The organism is Streptomyces sp. BE303 (genome assembly GCF_036290945.1).
GTDB lineage: Bacteria > Actinomycetota > Actinomycetes > Streptomycetales > Streptomycetaceae > Kitasatospora.
Genome location: NZ_JAQYWZ010000545.1, coordinates 1 through 14,819, shown reverse-complemented (window position 1 = coordinate 14,819; position 14,819 = coordinate 1). Strand labels below are relative to the sequence as shown.

General features: G+C 69.7%; 21 protein-coding genes. 10 read left to right on the top strand and 11 right to left on the bottom strand.

From position 1 onward, the window contains the following. Positions 1 to 729 precede the first annotated feature (729 nt). The gene (locus PUR56_RS12405; RefSeq protein ID WP_329948929.1) at positions 730 to 1,248 is read right to left on the bottom strand and encodes a DUF6584 family protein; all 519 of its coding nucleotides are present in this window, start codon (positions 1,246 to 1,248) and stop codon (positions 730 to 732) included. 187 nt (positions 1,249 to 1,435) lie between these two features. On the opposite strand from PUR56_RS12405, the gene PUR56_RS12400 reads away from it, so the two are divergent. The 3 genes from PUR56_RS12400 (at position 1,436) to PUR56_RS12390 (ending at position 2,594) form a co-directional block, all read left to right on the top strand. After that, positions 1,436 to 1,606, top strand: a complete 171-nt coding sequence (locus PUR56_RS12400; RefSeq protein ID WP_329874831.1) for a hydrophobic protein — start codon at positions 1,436 to 1,438, stop codon at positions 1,604 to 1,606. Between the two features lie 227 nt (positions 1,607 to 1,833). Continuing rightward, complete coding sequence (locus PUR56_RS12395) at positions 1,834 to 1,992, top strand: TlpA family protein disulfide reductase (RefSeq protein WP_329948928.1); 159 nt, start codon at positions 1,834 to 1,836, stop codon at positions 1,990 to 1,992. A gap of 161 nt (positions 1,993 to 2,153) precedes the next feature. After that, a complete protein-coding gene (locus PUR56_RS12390) occupies positions 2,154 to 2,594 on the top strand; it encodes a hypothetical protein (RefSeq protein WP_329948927.1) in 441 nt (146 codons plus the stop codon). A 432-nt stretch (positions 2,595 to 3,026) separates the two neighbouring features. Here PUR56_RS12390 and PUR56_RS12385 read toward each other — a convergent pair whose 3' ends face one another. The 4 genes from PUR56_RS12385 to PUR56_RS12370 form a co-directional block, all read right to left on the bottom strand. Continuing rightward, the gene (locus PUR56_RS12385) at positions 3,027 to 3,200 is read right to left on the bottom strand and encodes a hypothetical protein (protein WP_329948926.1); all 174 of its coding nucleotides are present in this window, start codon (positions 3,198 to 3,200) and stop codon (positions 3,027 to 3,029) included. Between the two features lie 72 nt (positions 3,201 to 3,272). Continuing rightward, positions 3,273 to 3,803 (bottom strand): hypothetical protein, encoded by a 531-nt coding sequence (locus PUR56_RS12380; protein ID WP_329948925.1) that lies wholly within the window; start codon positions 3,801 to 3,803, stop codon positions 3,273 to 3,275. A 231-nt stretch (positions 3,804 to 4,034) separates the two neighbouring features. Continuing rightward, on the bottom strand, positions 4,035 to 4,271 hold the full coding sequence (locus PUR56_RS12375) for a helix-turn-helix domain-containing protein (protein WP_329875206.1): 237 nt from the start codon (positions 4,269 to 4,271) through the stop codon (positions 4,035 to 4,037). Further along, positions 4,271 to 4,879 carry a DUF2975 domain-containing protein gene (locus tag PUR56_RS12370; RefSeq protein WP_329948924.1) on the bottom strand — a complete coding sequence of 203 codons (609 nt, stop codon included), beginning with the start codon at positions 4,877 to 4,879 and terminating at the stop codon, positions 4,271 to 4,273. The genes PUR56_RS12375 and PUR56_RS12370 overlap by 1 nt, the downstream gene beginning before the upstream one ends. 382 nt (positions 4,880 to 5,261) lie before the next feature. Here PUR56_RS12370 and PUR56_RS12365 point away from each other — a divergent pair, with 382 nt between their 5' ends. Both PUR56_RS12365 and PUR56_RS12360 read left to right on the top strand, forming a co-directional pair. Next, the gene (locus PUR56_RS12365) at positions 5,262 to 5,576 is read left to right on the top strand and encodes a hypothetical protein (RefSeq protein WP_329948923.1); all 315 of its coding nucleotides are present in this window, start codon (positions 5,262 to 5,264) and stop codon (positions 5,574 to 5,576) included. Positions 5,577 to 5,923: 347 nt separating this feature from the next. After that, entirely contained in the window at positions 5,924 to 6,547 is a 624-nt protein-coding gene (locus tag PUR56_RS12360; RefSeq protein ID WP_329948922.1) for a hypothetical protein, read from the top strand. Here the strand turns inward: PUR56_RS12360 and PUR56_RS43405 are convergent. The 4 genes from PUR56_RS43405 to PUR56_RS12345 all read right to left on the bottom strand — a co-directional run bounded on the left by PUR56_RS43405 (position 6,542) and on the right by PUR56_RS12345 (position 9,765). Continuing rightward, positions 6,542 to 6,838 (bottom strand): integrase core domain-containing protein, encoded by a 297-nt coding sequence (locus PUR56_RS43405; RefSeq protein ID WP_443034483.1) that lies wholly within the window; start codon positions 6,836 to 6,838, stop codon positions 6,542 to 6,544. The genes PUR56_RS12360 and PUR56_RS43405 overlap by 6 nt on opposite strands. A gap of 9 nt (positions 6,839 to 6,847) precedes the next feature. After that, positions 6,848 to 8,491 carry an IS4 family transposase gene (locus PUR56_RS12355; RefSeq protein WP_329948921.1) on the bottom strand — a complete coding sequence of 548 codons (1,644 nt, stop codon included), beginning with the start codon at positions 8,489 to 8,491 and terminating at the stop codon, positions 6,848 to 6,850. 127 nt (positions 8,492 to 8,618) lie between these two features. Next, on the bottom strand, positions 8,619 to 9,008 hold the full coding sequence (locus PUR56_RS12350) for a transposase (protein ID WP_443034482.1): 390 nt from the start codon (positions 9,006 to 9,008) through the stop codon (positions 8,619 to 8,621). A gap of 373 nt (positions 9,009 to 9,381) precedes the next feature. After that, positions 9,382 to 9,765, bottom strand: a complete 384-nt coding sequence (locus PUR56_RS12345; protein WP_266315394.1) for a hypothetical protein — start codon at positions 9,763 to 9,765, stop codon at positions 9,382 to 9,384. A 512-nt stretch (positions 9,766 to 10,277) separates the two neighbouring features. On the opposite strand from PUR56_RS12345, the gene PUR56_RS12340 reads away from it, so the two are divergent. Continuing rightward, a complete protein-coding gene (locus PUR56_RS12340) occupies positions 10,278 to 10,544 on the top strand; it encodes a metal-sensitive transcriptional regulator (RefSeq protein ID WP_329875212.1) in 267 nt (88 codons plus the stop codon). Positions 10,545 to 11,003: 459 nt separating this feature from the next. Here PUR56_RS12340 and PUR56_RS12335 read toward each other — a convergent pair whose 3' ends face one another. Beyond that, positions 11,004 to 11,171, bottom strand: a complete 168-nt coding sequence (locus PUR56_RS12335) for a hypothetical protein (protein ID WP_329948920.1) — start codon at positions 11,169 to 11,171, stop codon at positions 11,004 to 11,006. Between the two features lie 495 nt (positions 11,172 to 11,666). Here PUR56_RS12335 and PUR56_RS12330 point away from each other — a divergent pair, with 495 nt between their 5' ends. The 3 genes from PUR56_RS12330 to PUR56_RS12320 all read left to right on the top strand — a co-directional run bounded on the left by PUR56_RS12330 (position 11,667) and on the right by PUR56_RS12320 (position 13,240). Continuing rightward, on the top strand, positions 11,667 to 11,996 hold the full coding sequence (locus PUR56_RS12330) for a hypothetical protein (protein WP_329875196.1): 330 nt from the start codon (positions 11,667 to 11,669) through the stop codon (positions 11,994 to 11,996). A gap of 339 nt (positions 11,997 to 12,335) precedes the next feature. Further along, positions 12,336 to 12,677 (top strand): SH3 domain-containing protein, encoded by a 342-nt coding sequence (locus tag PUR56_RS12325; protein WP_329948919.1) that lies wholly within the window; start codon positions 12,336 to 12,338, stop codon positions 12,675 to 12,677. 62 nt (positions 12,678 to 12,739) lie between these two features. Continuing rightward, positions 12,740 to 13,240 (top strand): hypothetical protein, encoded by a 501-nt coding sequence (locus tag PUR56_RS12320; RefSeq protein ID WP_329948918.1) that lies wholly within the window; start codon positions 12,740 to 12,742, stop codon positions 13,238 to 13,240. Here the strand turns inward: PUR56_RS12320 and PUR56_RS12315 are convergent. Then, the gene (locus tag PUR56_RS12315; RefSeq protein ID WP_329948917.1) at positions 13,223 to 13,627 is read right to left on the bottom strand and encodes a winged helix-turn-helix transcriptional regulator; all 405 of its coding nucleotides are present in this window, start codon (positions 13,625 to 13,627) and stop codon (positions 13,223 to 13,225) included. The two genes, PUR56_RS12320 and PUR56_RS12315, sit on opposite strands and share 18 nt — an antisense overlap. 128 nt (positions 13,628 to 13,755) lie before the next feature. Between PUR56_RS12315 and PUR56_RS12310 the strand changes: the two genes are divergently transcribed. Continuing rightward, positions 13,756 to 14,595 carry an NAD(P)H-binding protein gene (locus PUR56_RS12310; protein ID WP_329948916.1) on the top strand — a complete coding sequence of 280 codons (840 nt, stop codon included), beginning with the start codon at positions 13,756 to 13,758 and terminating at the stop codon, positions 14,593 to 14,595. Positions 14,596 to 14,819 lie beyond the last annotated feature (224 nt).

The window sequence follows — 14,819 nt, the reverse complement described above, 5'->3', positions numbered from 1 at the left end:
TCCGATAAGTCGCTCGGATACGCCCGTCTGTCCATGCGCCGCAGAACATCACCCGAACCCCGACTGGCACGCCAGTACGGCCGACGTTCACACGAACGAGCGATCATGAACCGAGAGAAAGCGGACTTAACGTCCACTCAGCTTGAGGCGGCGCGTGCACGTTCGGCGCCCAGGTACGTGCCAGCGCCTGATCGACCTGAGCGGTCATCTCCTCGCGTGCCACGAACCAGCCGGTCACCGCGCACGTCACCACGGCCAGTGACACGGCCGCAGCCACGGATACCGCCAGTCGGCTACGCAGAGCCGTCCCACGGAGCCACGTGTCCCGCAGTCGAGACGTCCCCACCGCTTCACCGACCGGCTTCCCGTCCACCGCTGACCGTTCCACCTAACTGATCGTCTCAGATTGAATTTGCTTGCAGGGCTTGGAAGTTGGTGTCGGTGGCGGGCAGGGTCGCGCGGGTGTCGGATGATCTTGTGCTTGATGACCTGTGGAAACGGGTGGCCCGTCACCCCCGCTTCGGCTCGATCGGTGACGGTCGTCACCGACCGTCGGACGCTCTTCGGCCGGATGATCACGACAAAGGTCGGGCCTGGAGATGAGAAATATCTGAACAACCGCCTGCGGTATGCCTGAGAACCTGCTGCCCCTCCGAGAGTGACACCCGAAGCGTCCTTCCGGCCCGGCCCCTGCGCTGCTCCGCCTGCCCCCGGCCGCCCCGCAGTCCGTCAGAGCCGGCTGATGAAGCTGACCGCGCCGAGGACGACGAACAGAACCAGCACGAGCACCACGAGGATCACGGCCGTGCAGCCCACCGTCGGGATCACGGCGGACGAGCTGCCTGCCTCGGTCTCCCGGCCGTCGGAAGGAGCGAAGCCCCAGGAAAGCGGACGGCCCGCGGCGTCCGAAGCCGACTCACGGACCTCGGTCAGACGTGTTCGAGCGATGTCGGTGGCTGCCACGTCCTCGGGACCTCGCCACGCCAGAGCGGTCATCCGGGCGACGGGGTGGGGGTACCGAGCCTCGAACGCCGCCGTCTCATCAGGGTCCCGGTCAGCCTGCAGATACGTCCAGCGCCCGGCCTGGGCAGCATCGCCGTACAGTCGGTAGACCTCACCCAGGCGGCACCGCACCTGAAGGTCGGTGGGACAGGAGGACACCAGGCCGCGCAACCGCTGGCGAGCCATGGGTACGCGGCCCGCACGGAGGTCCGCTTCTGCGTTGGCAAGTGTCTTCTCGACGGTCACCAGCAGATGATCACCGAGCGAGGGGCGCAGGCTCAACGGCTTTACCGACCAGCAGGCGAGGGCGCCCGCCACGTCGGCCGGCAGCCTGGGCGGGGTCGTCTGCCCTCGTCGGGCAGAAAGATTCCCAGGAATATGAGCTGTTCGGCGGGGCAGCCGGTCCTCCGACACTGACTACGGAGGTCGACTCATGGTTCCGCTTCTCATCGTCCTGCTGCTGGCTCTGCTCCTGTTCGGGGCGGGGTTCGCGGTGAAGATCCTCTGGTGGGTGGCCGTCGTCGTCCTGGTGCTCTGGCTGGTCGGGTTCGTCGCCCGTGGCACGCACTCCTCCGGCCGCCGTCACCGCTGGTACCGCTGGTGACCGGTAGGAACATCCGCATCCGAGGGAGGGGGTGGGACCCGACGCGCGAGCGTCGGGTCCCACCCCCTCCCTCGGATGTGACCCCTGCGTCGCCGGCCGGACGACCGGACTCGGGTGCGGTCGCAGGTCGGAAGGGTTTGGGCGGGTAGCGCCGGACCCGCCTGAATCCGCCGGAGACGCGTGCGAGCGTCACCTTCCCCAGCCAGTACGACCCGGCCGGCACCCAGTTGCTCAGGTTCCCCACGGGCACCCTCGGTGCGCAGTCCTTCCCGACCACGCTGATCGTCGACCGGCAGGGCCGACTGGCGGCCCGTGCTCTCGGCGGCCAGATCGACGACGTCCTCGAATCGATGCTCCAGCCGGTCCTGGCGGAGCAGCAGAGCTGAGCAGGGGAGCGTTGCAAGGCAGGTGCTGATCGTCGCCGCGTCCCGGCGAGGCCGGAACCGGGCCGGATCGGCGTGTGCCTCCGCAGCCTGGTCGGTCGGTGTCGAGGCGTCGTGGTGGCCCTGATGTGCGGGGTGGCGGCCGGGCAGGCTAGTTTGCTCGGGTGAGTCTCCTTGAAGATGTGGCCGAGCGCGACGGCTGGCGATGCTGGGTGTGCGACGAACCGGTCGACCCCGGCGAGTCGGTGAACGACCCGCGAGGGCCCAGTGTCGACAGCCGTACCGCCGACCGGAAGGCCAAGGTCGCCGAGCGGCTTGCGCATCGCGGGTGCAACACCCGCAAGGGCGCGGTCAAGGTGGTCATCGCCTGGCCGGACCGCCTGTACGTGGTCGAGCCGGCGCCCCTGATCACCGTGGCCGGGAGGCTGGAGCGCAAGGGGGGCCGCGAGATGGTGGGCCGTTGCCCGACCAGGCAGGACGCCCAGGAGGCGGCGGACTGGTTGGTGGACCGGTTCTCCCGACTGGTACCGGGGCTGCCGGTGACCGCAGACATCGAAACGGGTGGCGGCCAGTTCCTCGTCATCCTGGCCACCGGCCGCCGCTGACCGGGGGCAACCAGCGCACAACCGCGGCCCGCAAGGGCCGGGAAGCGACCCTCGGCCGGGAAGGCCGGCCACTCCACCCTGCGGGACTTCGGCACGGACGCGAAGCGGTGGGGGAGGGCGGCCGGTCGGGTTCCGGGGTTGCCGCTCGCAGCGGGCGGACGGTTTCTCTCCCGCCTGCCGGGGCCACGCGGACAAGGCCGCCCCGGCCAGGCCGGAGAGGGCTGACCGCCGCCGTTGGAGTTCTGGAACGCGCACATCTGGCCGTGCAGACAGTTGCCCTCCGTAGGGAGCGGGCATGGCGGAGATCTCCGGCATTCACACCCGGCTCTCCAGGGCGTTGCGCGACCGTGCGGAAGCCGGGCGCCGGACTGACCTCACCGGCAATCAGGGATCAAGCCCGACCTGGGCCTCGGGGTCCTCGGTGCGCCGCTGTCAGTGACGGGTGACCGACGAGATCCGGGTGAGGGCGGCCGTCTCCTGCGCCGGGTTGGTACGGAGCCAGCCGGCCTGGTGCTTTCGGACGGCCTCGGCGACGCAGGCGCGGACGGGTCCGTTGCCCGGCCGGTCGCGGACGGGCCGCTCGAAATCGAGGTGTTCGAGTTTCACCGACACGACCGCCCTCAGACCCGCGCCGAGCTCAGAGATCCGGGCACGGAGTCGGCGCGGTGGGGGCTCGGCTCAGCCTTGCCGGGGTCGCAGCCAGGGGGGCGGCTGCGCCGAGTAGCGGGCGTGTCCGGCGTCGAAGCCGGACAGGTGGTAGACCGCGCCCTCGTACTCCATCTCCGGGGGCGGGGGGTCGAGGACCGGCGTGGCCCAGCGCGGCCGTCCGTCGATCTCGACCCGCGTCTCCAGCCTCGGGCTGCCCCAGAACCGCGTGAACTCCTCGGCCGCATGGGCGTTCCAGCCGCCGCCGAGCTTCGCCAGCAGGGCCGGGCTGTAGATACCCCGGACCCGCAGGTCTTCCAGGAACCGGCGCTGGACGACGACCGCGATGTAGCGGCGGTGGTTACCCCGGTGACGGCCGACGACGGTCACGCCCGGGTCCCACGGGTCCCAGCGCGGCGGCGCGACCCAGACCTTGGCGCCAGGGGCGAAGTGCCGCAGGCCGGAGTGGAGTTCGCCGCCGCCGGTGCCGTGGGCGGTCACCTGCGCCACGTTGCCCACCACGCAGAGGCCCAGAGGGGCGAGCCCCGTCTCGTCGTTCGTCATGATCACCATGGTGTCTGTGCAGTTCCGTTTCCGCACCGGGATTCGGGGCGGGTGCGCGGGCGCCGTCGGGCCGGCAATCCTCGCGGGAGAGGCTCCGGCCGGGCGGCTCCGGTCGTGGCCGGGGTGTCGGGCGCCGTCAGGGATGGAGAGCTGACGACACGGCAGACGGCCGGCTCGCCCGCGATGCCCCTCATCTCGACGGCGCTCCGGCCGTGAGGGCAGCGCACCGGTTCAGCCGGGCGGTGTCCTGGGCAGGACGGTGAGCAGGTCGCCGGGCCGGCAGTCGAGTGCATCGCACAGCGCTGTGAGCGTGCTGAACCGGATCGCGCGTGCCCGGCCGTTCTTGAGGACGGAGAGGTTGGCAAGCGTGAGGCCGACCCGGTCCGCCAATTCGGTCAGCGTGAGGCCGCATTCCTCCAACAGCCTGTCGAGGTGCACCTCGACGCGGTGCTCTTCCTCCGGTGGCATCAGATCACCGTCTCCAGCTCGGCCCGCATCCCGGCGCCACGGCTGACGACCTCGGCGGACGCGAGGAGCCCGAACCCGGCCAGCGTCCACGCGGCCGGGAACTCCCAGACCGTGACGCCCGCCGTGTCGCTCACGCTGAGGGCGAGATCCAGTGCCGCGACGCTCTCCGTCACCCCGGCCAGAGTCCCGCCGACGATGACGAAGACGGCGAGCAGCCGCAACCGCCGCACCGCCTGGGCGGTGAACGGATCACCGCGACGGGCCCGCCGCACGACGAGCAGCAGCATGACCAGCATGCCGAGGGCGACCAGCAGGCTGGGCAGCGCGGTGAGTACCGCCGCGACGAGCTGGTGGGCGCTGGGATCGCCGATCTCCACCTCGATGACGGAGTCCGGGGTGATGCTGACGCCCCCGGTCGTCCTGCCGGGGATCACGGTGCTCCCCTCCAGCGCGCCGGCCGGTATCCAGGCTGTCACGGGCAGGTCGCCCAGCAGCGCACGGCCCACGGGTACCGCGATCGCCAGGCCCGTTGCGACCAGACCGAGCGTGAGCACGCCCTGAAGTTCGCCGAGCCAGTCGGGCCTCCGCAGTTTGCCCAGCAAGGACATCCCAACTCCCCCTTATCGATTACCGATATGCTGATAATCGATAAACAGGGCTTCTTTGTCAACCCGCCGCCCGTCGTCCGCCGTAGCCCGGTCGGCCTCGCCCCTGCTCCATGCCGATTCAAGCCCGGCACGCTCGGGCCGTCGGGAGCCCGCAAGGCATGCCGGGAGTTCGGGAGCCGGCCGGGCCCGATCGTCGACCGACGGTGTGTCGTGTCAGCGGAGCTCGACCGTCGGCCCGGAGGGTGCGACGGGGCGCAGGCCCCCTGACCTGGCACTTCAGGATTCCCTCAAGGTTCCTCCCAAGGGCGATCAGGAACGGTGGGTCCTGTTGCCCGGTCGGTCGGGCAACAGGGTTCACTCGACCACTCTTGAGGAGTCGATCATGCAGATCCGTCGTGCATTCGCCGGTGCCGCCATCGGAGCCGCTCTCGTTCTCGGTGCGGTGCCCGCCGCTCAGGCCCAGACGTCCAGTCCGGGCGCGAGCCTCGCTGCCGCCAGGTGCGCCTCCAACTGGAGCGACATCAACACCTTCAGCGTCACCTGCTCGGGTGCGGCCGGCACGAAGTTCTACGCCGTCGCCGAGTGCGGGAACGGCAGCATCGTCTTCGGTGCGAAGAAGTACGCGAACGGTTCCACCTCGTACGCCTACTGCGCGGGCAAGGGCGGGTTCACGGGCTACGGCTGGTGGGTGGTCTGACGGGTAGGTCGTACAGGGCCCGGCGGACACCGCTGCGCCGAGGCCTGCGACAGGGTCACCCTTCCTGATCACGTGCTCCACCCGGGGCGGGACGCCGGCTGACTTCCCAGGGCGCGTCCCGCCCCCACCTTCCTGCCGGCCGGTTGTCGGCCCGTAGCGTCGATGGTGCGCCCGCCGGGTTCCTGCCGCAGTCCCCGGCGACCGGGCCGTCCTGCTGACTCCTGGTCCGCCTGGGCGGCCTTCGGGGGTTGTGCCGGTCGGGGACTCTGCGGTTCCGTCGTGGGGCCGGCGCCGACGCTTCCGGTGCAGGAGCCTCGAATGTCACAACGGCCTGGTTGGATTCCTGCATGACGGATTGGTCGCAACTCAGCCATGCCTACGGCTCTGCGGAAGACATACCCGCCCTGCTGAACGAGATCGAAGCAGATCCGAACGCCGAGCGCTGGAACGACCTCTGGTCGGCCCTCTGCCATCAGGGCAGCGTCTACTCGGCCAGCTTCGCGGCGCTTCCCCGGCTGACGACAATCGCCGTGGGTGCCGACCCGCAGGAGCAGCTGAACGCACTGCACCTCGCAGCCGCGATCGTGGCGGGGACGGATCAGCTGAACGGGGCCGACGACGTCCGTGTGAAGTATGCGCAGGAGATCGCAACCCTCCTACGAATGGCGAACGAGCACCTTCGGACGTCTCCCGACCGGACCGACTACATCTACCTGCTCGAAGCCGTTCTGGCATTCGAAGGTGTCCCGGTCTGGGGTGAGGAGCTTGCGTGGGGACTCGTGAACGGGGAGTACCAGATCTCCTGTCCCGACTGCGAAACCAGCCTGTTCATCGCCATCGGTGACTACGGCTACTTCTCCACGAGCGGCGACTACGCCCTGAACGACCATGTGGAGAAGGCCCCTTTGCGACCCGTGGGCCCTGGCGACCCGGAAGATTTCAAGTCCAGTGAGACGGTCGTGAGGTTATGAGGTTTGTGGTGCGGGTTCCCTGCGCTTGGCGGGGTCGTTGATCCACGCGGTCTTCGGGATCTCGGGTGGTCTGGGGCGGTGACCGAAGCGTTCGGGGTGGCGCGTGTAGGCCTCGGTGAGGGTGACGGCCCGCTGGTCGCGGATCTCCTCCGCGGTGCCGAAGTGGACGCTGGCGGGCGTGTGCAGTGCGATACCCGAGTGCCGGTGCTCGTGGTTGTAGTACGAGATGAAGGCGTCGAACCATTCGCGGGCCTGGGTCAGGGAGTCGAACCGCTCGGGGTAGTCGGCAATGCCGCGTAGTTAAGCCCTGGACACGCCCGTCAAATCGTCGGCTGGCGCATCCATGCCGATCCACTCCGGCGCCAATTCGTAGGTATTGCGGGCGATTTTGTGCAGGATGCCTTCTTTGGTCCAGTCGTTGAGTTGTGTCCACAGGCTTCTGATGTTCGAGCAGGAGATTCCCTGGGCGATCTCACGGGACTGCCAGGTCCGGTATGGATCGGTGCGTAGGAGTCGCAGCAGGAGTGCGCGGCGGCTGGGAGCGCGCGGAGTCGGCGCGGGTGGCATGGCGGTCTGGTGGACGATGATGGCAAGGTGTGTGATGTTCCGGCTGGTCGCGGGCCTGGGATCGGAGGGGACTCCTGGGTAGCGCGTCATCGGGGACTTCACCTTGCGGGCGCTCACTCGCGAGCGTCGCGGTGGCAGGAGCGCGGCGAGCACCGCATCGCTGATCGCCCCCCGGCTCGTGGTGTCGCCGACCGGAGGGCGGACGCCGCGAGCGGTGGTGACCTGGTCGCGGGCCGCTTCGAGGGCCACGGTGAAGCTGGCGCGGTCGGGATCGGTACCCGGGGCGGACTCGATCGCCTCGACCATGGCCCTGCGCAGGATCTGGTAGAGCGACAGGAGTGCCCACAGTTCCTGTTCGAGCCCGGACGGGTCGCACGAGCGCAGGACACGCCTGGTGAGCAGGGTGTGGCGGAGCGCGTAGAACGCGGATTCGACCTCCCAGCGTTCGTGATAGAGGCGCACGAGCGCCTCGGCGGGATCGCTGCGGTGGTCGAGCAGTGTGGTGGCCAGCCGGTAGCGGTCACCCACGCGCTGTCCGTCGCGGGTGGTCACCGTGATGTCGGCCTCGATGATGCGGACCTTGAGCTGACCGAGACGAGTGAGGTAGGAGCCGTCGGGCAGGACGGCCAGCACGGCGGGGCATCGCAGGGAACGCAGGCGGACCAGGAACTTGGCGCCGGTATCGGCGACGGCGCCGAGGAAGTCTTGTCCGTCGAAGCCGCGGTCGGCCAGCAGCAGCATCGACGGTGACAGCAGAGGCAGTAGCTTGAGGGCGTACGCCTGTTCTCCAGTGCTGGTGGGCCCGAAGACCGCGCCGAGCAGCCCGCGGGTTCCCGTCTCGCACAGGGCCATCAGCTGCAGGGCCGGGTATCCGGCGATGCCCCAGCGGTGCCGGGCCTTGCCCAGCAGTGCCCGGACGCGCGGCTGGTCAGGGGCCTTGAGCGAACTGCAGCCGTCGAAGGCGACGGTGCGCCAGGACCGGTAGCACGTGCCGGGGGTTCGGGGCTGGGCCAGCGAGCCGGCCAGAACCTCGAACAAGGCTTTCATCGGGGCCGGCCCCAAGCGGCGGCGCAGGTCCCGAAGTGCCTTCTCCGAGGGACGGTGCGGAGTGAGCTGGTGCAGACCTGCGGTCAGCTTGTCCCACACCCGTGCGTTGCCCAGAGTCGGGAACAGCGCCAGGGCCAGGAGGAAGTACACGCCGACCCGGGACGGCAGTTGCCGCAGACGCCGTTGGGTCGTCAGCGTCTCGTCCAAGATAGCGTCGACGAGTTCGAAGGGCACCTGTTGGGTCAGCTCGCCGAGGTGGCCGGGCGCGAAGAGCCCGGAGGCGAGCGTGATGGTTCGGGTGAGCGTGGTGGTGGCACACTTGCTGGGCAACGGGACCTCTCCGGGCAGGAAGACCTTGGTCGGCTTCTCTGCTCTATCGGAGGTCCCGTTGTCTTGTCCGATAGATCGTCAAAGTCCACCCATTGCTCGCCGTTTGACGGTCGTGTCCAGGGCTTAACTACGCGGCATTGGGGTAGTCGGACATGTACTTGGTGGTCTTGAACTGGGCCTCGCTGTAGGGGTTGTCGTTGCTCACCTTGGGTCGGGAGTGGCTCCTGGTGACGCCGAGGTCGATCAGCAGCTGGGAGACCTTCTTGGAGGTCATCGAGGTGCCCCGGTCGGCGTGCACGGTGTCGGGGACGATGCCGTTGCGCGTGATGGCCTCGCGGATCAACTCCTCGGCTCGCCCGGCGGATTCGGCCGCCTCGACGGTGTGGCCCACGATGTAGCGGCTGAAGATGTCGATGATGACGTAGGCGTGGTACCAGATGCCCTTGCGGGGGCCGGCCGCCTTGGTGATGTCCCAGCTGAACACCTGGGAGGGGCCGTCGGCGACCAGTTCGGGCACCGTCCTGGCCGGGTGGGTGGGTGGGTGGCCTGGCGACGGCGCTCACCGGACTGCCCCCGCTGACGCAGGATCCGGTACATCGTGGAGACCGAGCAGTGGTAGCGCCCGGCGTCCAGTTCGCGGGCCCAGATCTGGGCGGGTGGCAGTTCGGCGTACTCGGGGCTGTTCATCAACTCCAGTACCGCTTCGCGTTCCTCGGCTGTCAGGGCCGACGGCTGGATCTGCGGGGGGCTGGGCCGGCGTGCGGGCGGCGGTTGCAGTCTGCGGTAGTGGGTGGCGCGGGAGCGGCCGGTCAGCCGGCAGGCGGCCGTGGTGCCCAGCTCGTGTTCGATGCCGGTGAACGCCTCGTCCACGACGGGGGTGGCGGCGTGCGTCAGTCCGCGCTCTCGGAGATCATTTCCAAGAGCGCCGACGCTTTTCCCAGGACCTCCAGCGCGGCCTTGTTCCGGGCGAGCTCCCTCTCCAGCCGTTCCACCTGTTGGCGCAGTTTCTCGTTCTCGGCCTCGGTGGCGGACTTCTTCGGCCGGGCCGGGCTCGTGCGGTGGTCGACCAGCCTCTCCAGGGCCCCGGCATCGCGCGCGGCCCGCCACTCGGTGACGTGCGAGTGGTACAGGCGCTCGCGGCGCAGGACCGCGCCCTTCTCGTTCTTGGGTGCGGCGTCGTACTCGGCGACGATCCGCAGCTTGTACTCGGGGCTGAACGTGCGGCGCTTCGGCCTGGGAGCCGGGTCGGACGTGGACGGCTTGGTGCTGGTCATCGGGGGTGAAACTCCTACTCGGGCCCTCTCAGGCTAACCCGACAAAGCGGGACGTCTCATCCAAGGCTGACAGAGAGGGACCTGCGCGGCATCGGCCAACGGATCCACGCACTCGCTCTCACCGACGGCCAGAACGAGGTGGCCACTGCTGTGACCTACCTCTTCGGAAGCGCGCACTGCACGGACTGCGGGGCAGACTTCGCCGTGGCCGACCAAGTAGGCGATCCCCACTGACCTCGCCCCGGAGCTGTCGGCGACGAGTGGCAGGCTGCGCCCGTGGGTTGTGACGTCGGTGGGTGGGTGTCCTGCGCAGGTGAGGACGCGGTCTGCTCCTGGTCGGCGGGTCGCGAGGTGGCCGGTGGCGGTCGGGTTCAGCTTCGGTGGACAGCGGCGCCGAGTCACAGACCGGAGCCGACCGGCCCTGCCCAGGAGGGTCCTTGACCGCCCCGAGGCGCCCGAGACATACCCCACGGGGTAAACTCGCGGGCGAGTGACTCTCTGGAGGTATGGGAATGCAGGTCGACGACGAAGCGGTCGGCGCGGTCCTCAATCGCCTTCGTCGGGCCCAGGGCCAGCTCGCCGGCGTCATCGCGATGATCGAGGCAGGGCGTGACTGCAAGGACGTCGTGACGCAGTTGGCAGCGGTCTCCCGTGCCCTCGACCGGGCCGGATTCAAGATCGTGGCCAGCGGCATGCGGCAGTGCATGGCCGTCGCGGACGGCGACGAGCCGCCGATGAGCGAGGCCGAACTGGAAAAGCTCTTCCTCGCACTCGCCTGACGTCCGGCCCGCTCATCGGCGGCGCCGTGCGGCGCGGGGCTATGTCTGTCTTCCTGGTCCGCCTGCGGGCGGACCGGGCCGTCCGGTCGGGGCCCGCCGCCGTGCAGGCGCGGGGCGCGTTCGTGTTCGATGTGCGCCAGGCGTCGGGTTCGCCGCGAGGCATGCGTTCGGCGTCGACCGCCCGGCTCGACCGGGTCCTGCCGTAAGGTCGCGTTCTCTCGCCGTTGACCGACCTCGACCGTCGTCGGCGGGAGCGCAGCTCGGCGCTCCCGCCGACGACGTTTCCTCCGATGCGCCGGGCGGGCGGCGCCGGCGCGCTGAGCGAGGGCCCCCGGGGGTATCTGCCGGGCAGAACCGCACATCCACACAGGACGCCGCCGCAACAGCGGCAGCGACAGCGCTGGGCGGACACGGGGCGGGTGCCCCGGCGTGTGGCCCGCCCCAGCGGCGCCCGTTCGCTCAGCGGCGGCCCAGTAGCTTCGCCAGGAAGCCTCCGGCCTTGCGGGCGTTCCGGTCGCAGGAGCAGCGGTCGGCCTGGCGAACTCCGGCGAGGACCTGGTCGACGTGCATACCGCACCCGGCGTAGCCGGCCTTGCCGCAGATTCGGCACGTGGTACGTCGACACATGGCGGAACTCCTTGTGGATCGGTCGGGGAGGACGTCCCCGCTTCGTCGTCCAATATACCCGCCGGGGTATTTTTCCCGGATGCCCGGGGTTCTGGACGTCCGTAGTCCCGTCCACACTCCCCACCTGGCCGGACGGCCCGGACGGGAGCCGATCCGTTGCACCCGCCCGCCCGGACCGTGCTGCGGAGGCCGTCACCGCCCTCCGGTCGCGCGCGCCCGGCAACCGCCACGACCTGGCCAGTGGGGCAGGTCGTCCCTCGACGTGGAGCTCCGAAGGGTCGAACATGCGGGACCCAGGCTCGTCGGGTTGTCCGCCCGGCAAGTCCAAGTCCTTTCCCTAGTGAACGAGTTGCCGGCCCTATCTGAGGCATCAAGCTTTTCCCAAGGTTTGCCTCAAGTCGGTCGACCAGAGTTGCCGACGTGCCCCGAAACGCCGACCGGCCGGGACGGGGCGCCGCAGAACACCGAATCGATCCTTTCGACGAGAGGTCCCTCATGCGCATCCGTCAGACCGTTTCCGTACTCGCCCTCGGTGCCGTGCTCGCCGTCGGCGGCGCCGTCGCTGCGCCCGCCCAGGCGCAGACCGGCCTCAGCGGCTCGATCCCGTCGTACTGCGTCCAGGGGTCGGACTCGAACTACTTCGGGGTGCACTGTGCGACCCAGAAGATCTACAAGGTGAAGGCGTACTGCGACAGCAGCGACGGCCGGCACACCGTCCTGTCCGGCAACGACGCGAGCAACAACGGATGGTCCAAGATCCACTGCAACACCCTGGGCGCCGGTTGGCGCTACCGTGCGGGCAGCGGGACCGTTGTGGTCCGTTGACCAGGGGCGTCGTCCACGCGGCACGGCTCCCGGCCGGGCGCGTCCGGACGAGGTGACGACCAGGCCCTGAGCCGAAGGCCGGCCCGCTCCCGGGCGGGCCGGCCCCGCGGTTCGGTAACGGTCTCGATGCCCTACGTGCGAGTCGACAGGATCGTGGACCCCTGACAGACCTCGCCCACTGCTGGCGGTGACAGGTGAAGCCGCGCAGTCACGAACACGACCCGCCCACCCATCAGCTCACCGAGAGAACGAGCAGACGGATGGACCTCGGTGCGGGGAAAAGCCCGCGCCCGGATCCGGCCGTACACGTTGCACACCTCCGCCACTCATGGAGATCACATGTTGAAGAAGACTGCCGGTGTCCTCGGAGCCGCGATCATCCTCGGTTCCGCTTACGGCGGCACCGCGTCGGCAGCCCCGGAAACCGTCTCGGCCGCTACTGCCGGGATCAACGCGGAATCGGGCCGCTTCTACCAGGACGGCGTGAACATCCGGAACAGGCCGAACCTCACCGCGACGATCAACGGCCTCGGGTACGTCGGCCACAAGGTCACCGTGTACTGCGGAACCCCTGGTCCCCTGGAGACCTACTGGTGGCGAATCACCGACAACACCACCGGAGTTCCCGGCTACATCGAGCAGAGCTTCGGCGGCCCCAACAGCTCCGTCCCGCGCTGCTGACCTCGCTGCCCGGCCTCCCCGGCGGCGGAATCAGTGGGCGCGAGAACATCGCCGACCTGTCGGTGGTCGAGAACGGGACCTCCACCAAGCTGGTGGTCGCCGCCGACGGCGGACCCTACGAGGCCGCCTCCGACTACGCGGTCGGGCGCTGGACCGGCTGGGCCGCGATCACCGCCAACTCCTTCGGTACCCGGATCACCAAGGTCGCCGCCGCGATGACCGGCAACGTCCTGCACGTGTACGCGCTCGGCGCCAACGGCCGCCTGTACACGGTGGACGGGGACTACGACCGCGGCCCCCGGACCGGCAGCCCGCCGGCCCGGGGGCCGCGTCGTGCCCCGACGCGATCAGCCGGATCGGCGCCCCGGATCCGGAGCACCGTCCTTGAGTGCGACCGGTCGGCGCCACGATCCGCGCGCACCGGAGGCGGGCGGAGAGGTTGGCGCACGCAGATCCTGCGCGCCCCGCGGTGGGGAGAAGCTCGCGACCACATCTGGCGGGGCGAGCGGGGGCGATCGACGTTCTCGCCGGCTTACCCGACGTGTCTACGACCGGGGTCGTGATCCATCGGCGGGTGTCCGGTCGGCGGTGCCCGGCGGCAGCCACCGGGTGATCCGGTCGAACAGTTCCAGCAGTGGCTCGCCGACATCCCGGCCGAACTCGGTCAGCCCGTAGGTGACCTGAGGCGGCGTGGTCGGCTCGACCGTGCGCCACACCAGGCCGTCCTGGACCAGCGTGCGCAGGGTCTGCGCGAGCATCTTCTCGCTGATGCCCCGGATGCTGTCGCGCAGCTCGTAGAAGCGCAGGTCGTTGCCCTGAAGGGAGATCAGCACCCAGACCCCCCATCGGCTGGTCACGTGGTCGACCGTGTCGCGTGCCGCGCAGTCGGTGTGAAACACCTCATACCGCTTGCCGGTGTCACTGCGCCCTGGCTGCAAGCCTTCCGTCATGTGCGGAGCTTACCTTCGGGTATGTCCTTACCAGTGGTAAGCCTGCCGTCCTAGCGTCAGCACCGCACAGCAGCACGTGCACACGAGCGCAGGACATCGAGCGCAGGACATCGAGCGAGGAGCTGATCATGATCGTGGTGACCGGGGCCACCGGAAACATCGGCCGGCCGCTGACGCGGGCACTGGCCGGGGCGGGAGAACAGGTGACGGCGGTTTCGCGGCACGCGGCGCCCGTGCCGGACGGCGTCCGGCACGTCGTAGCCGATCTGGCCGAGCCGGCCGCTCTGGAGCCCGCGCTCGCCGGGGCGAAGGCGCTGTTCCTGCTGCTGTCGGGCGACCTGCACGGCCCCGGGACAGCCCCGGCCGACGTCGTCGGCCGAGCAGTGGCGGCCGGGGTCCGGCGCATCGTGCTGCTCTCCACACAGGGCGTGTCCACCAGGCCGTTCGGCCCGACCCGGATCGCGATGCGGGCGCTGGAGGACCTGATCCGGGAGTCCGCCCCGGAGTGGGCGATCCTGCGGCCGGGCGGCTTCGCCTCCAACGTGCTGTGGTGGGCCGAGTCCATCCGGACGCAGCGGACCGTCGTGGCCCCGTTCGGCGACATCGGCGCGCCGGTCGTCGACCCGACGGACATCGCCGACGTCGCGGCGGCCTGCCTGCTGGAGGACCGGCACCTCGGCGGCGTGTACGAGCTGACCGGCCCGGAGGTGATCAGCCCGCGCGGGCAGGCACAGGCCGTCTCCGCCGCGCTGGGCTCGCCCCTGCGGTTCCACGAGCTCACCCGCGACGAGGCCAGGACCGCGATGGCCCGAAGCATGCCGGTGGAACTCGCCGACGACACCCTCGACATCCTCGGCGCCCCGAACGGGGCCGAACTGCGCATCAGCCCGGCCGTCCGGCAGGTGCTCGGCCGTCCCGCGCGTACCTTCACCGACTGGGCCGACCGCCACGTCGCCGCGTTCCGCTGAGGATGGGGTGAGGGGTGCCCCCGGTCCCTCCGGACGTCGCAGGGTGCCGCAGGCAGCCTCCCGCCGGGGCCGGCCGGGTCTAGTTCCAATGCCGTGTAGATAGAGCTTGCGGATTCCTGTCACGGGTCTGGTGTGGTCAGGATGTCGATGCTGATGGTGGCTTTGTAGCTGGTCCGGTCGATGGTGCCTTTGGCGTTGTACTTGGAGATCGCGCGTTTGACGAC

What these genes read in the sequence shown, in the direction of transcription:
- PUR56_RS12375 (WP_329875206.1), bottom strand. Translation starts at nt 4,271, where the DNA reads ATGCCACCGGAGGAAGAGCACCGCGTCGAGGTGCACCTCGACAGGCTG.
- PUR56_RS12330 (WP_329875196.1), top strand. Translation starts at nt 11,667, where the DNA reads ATGCGCATCCGTCAGACCGTTTCCGTACTCGCCCTCGGTGCCGTGCTC.
- PUR56_RS12340 (WP_329875212.1), top strand. Translation starts at nt 10,278, where the DNA reads ATGCAGGTCGACGACGAAGCGGTCGGCGCGGTCCTCAATCGCCTTCGT.
- PUR56_RS12315 (WP_329948917.1), bottom strand. Translation starts at nt 13,627, where the DNA reads ATGACGGAAGGCTTGCAGCCAGGGCGCAGTGACACCGGCAAGCGGTAT.
- PUR56_RS12360 (WP_329948922.1), top strand. Translation starts at nt 5,924, where the DNA reads ATGACGGATTGGTCGCAACTCAGCCATGCCTACGGCTCTGCGGAAGAC.
- PUR56_RS12310 (WP_329948916.1), top strand. Translation starts at nt 13,756, where the DNA reads ATGATCGTGGTGACCGGGGCCACCGGAAACATCGGCCGGCCGCTGACG.
- PUR56_RS12335 (WP_329948920.1), bottom strand. Translation starts at nt 11,171, where the DNA reads ATGTGTCGACGTACCACGTGCCGAATCTGCGGCAAGGCCGGCTACGCC.
- PUR56_RS12370 (WP_329948924.1), bottom strand. Translation starts at nt 4,879, where the DNA reads ATGTCCTTGCTGGGCAAACTGCGGAGGCCCGACTGGCTCGGCGAACTT.
- PUR56_RS12325 (WP_329948919.1), top strand. Translation starts at nt 12,336, where the DNA reads ATGTTGAAGAAGACTGCCGGTGTCCTCGGAGCCGCGATCATCCTCGGT.
- PUR56_RS12345 (WP_266315394.1), bottom strand. Translation starts at nt 9,765, where the DNA reads ATGACCAGCACCAAGCCGTCCACGTCCGACCCGGCTCCCAGGCCGAAG.
- PUR56_RS12400 (WP_329874831.1), top strand. Translation starts at nt 1,436, where the DNA reads ATGGTTCCGCTTCTCATCGTCCTGCTGCTGGCTCTGCTCCTGTTCGGG.
- PUR56_RS12380 (WP_329948925.1), bottom strand. Translation starts at nt 3,803, where the DNA reads ATGACGAACGACGAGACGGGGCTCGCCCCTCTGGGCCTCTGCGTGGTG.
- PUR56_RS12365 (WP_329948923.1), top strand. Translation starts at nt 5,262, where the DNA reads ATGCAGATCCGTCGTGCATTCGCCGGTGCCGCCATCGGAGCCGCTCTC.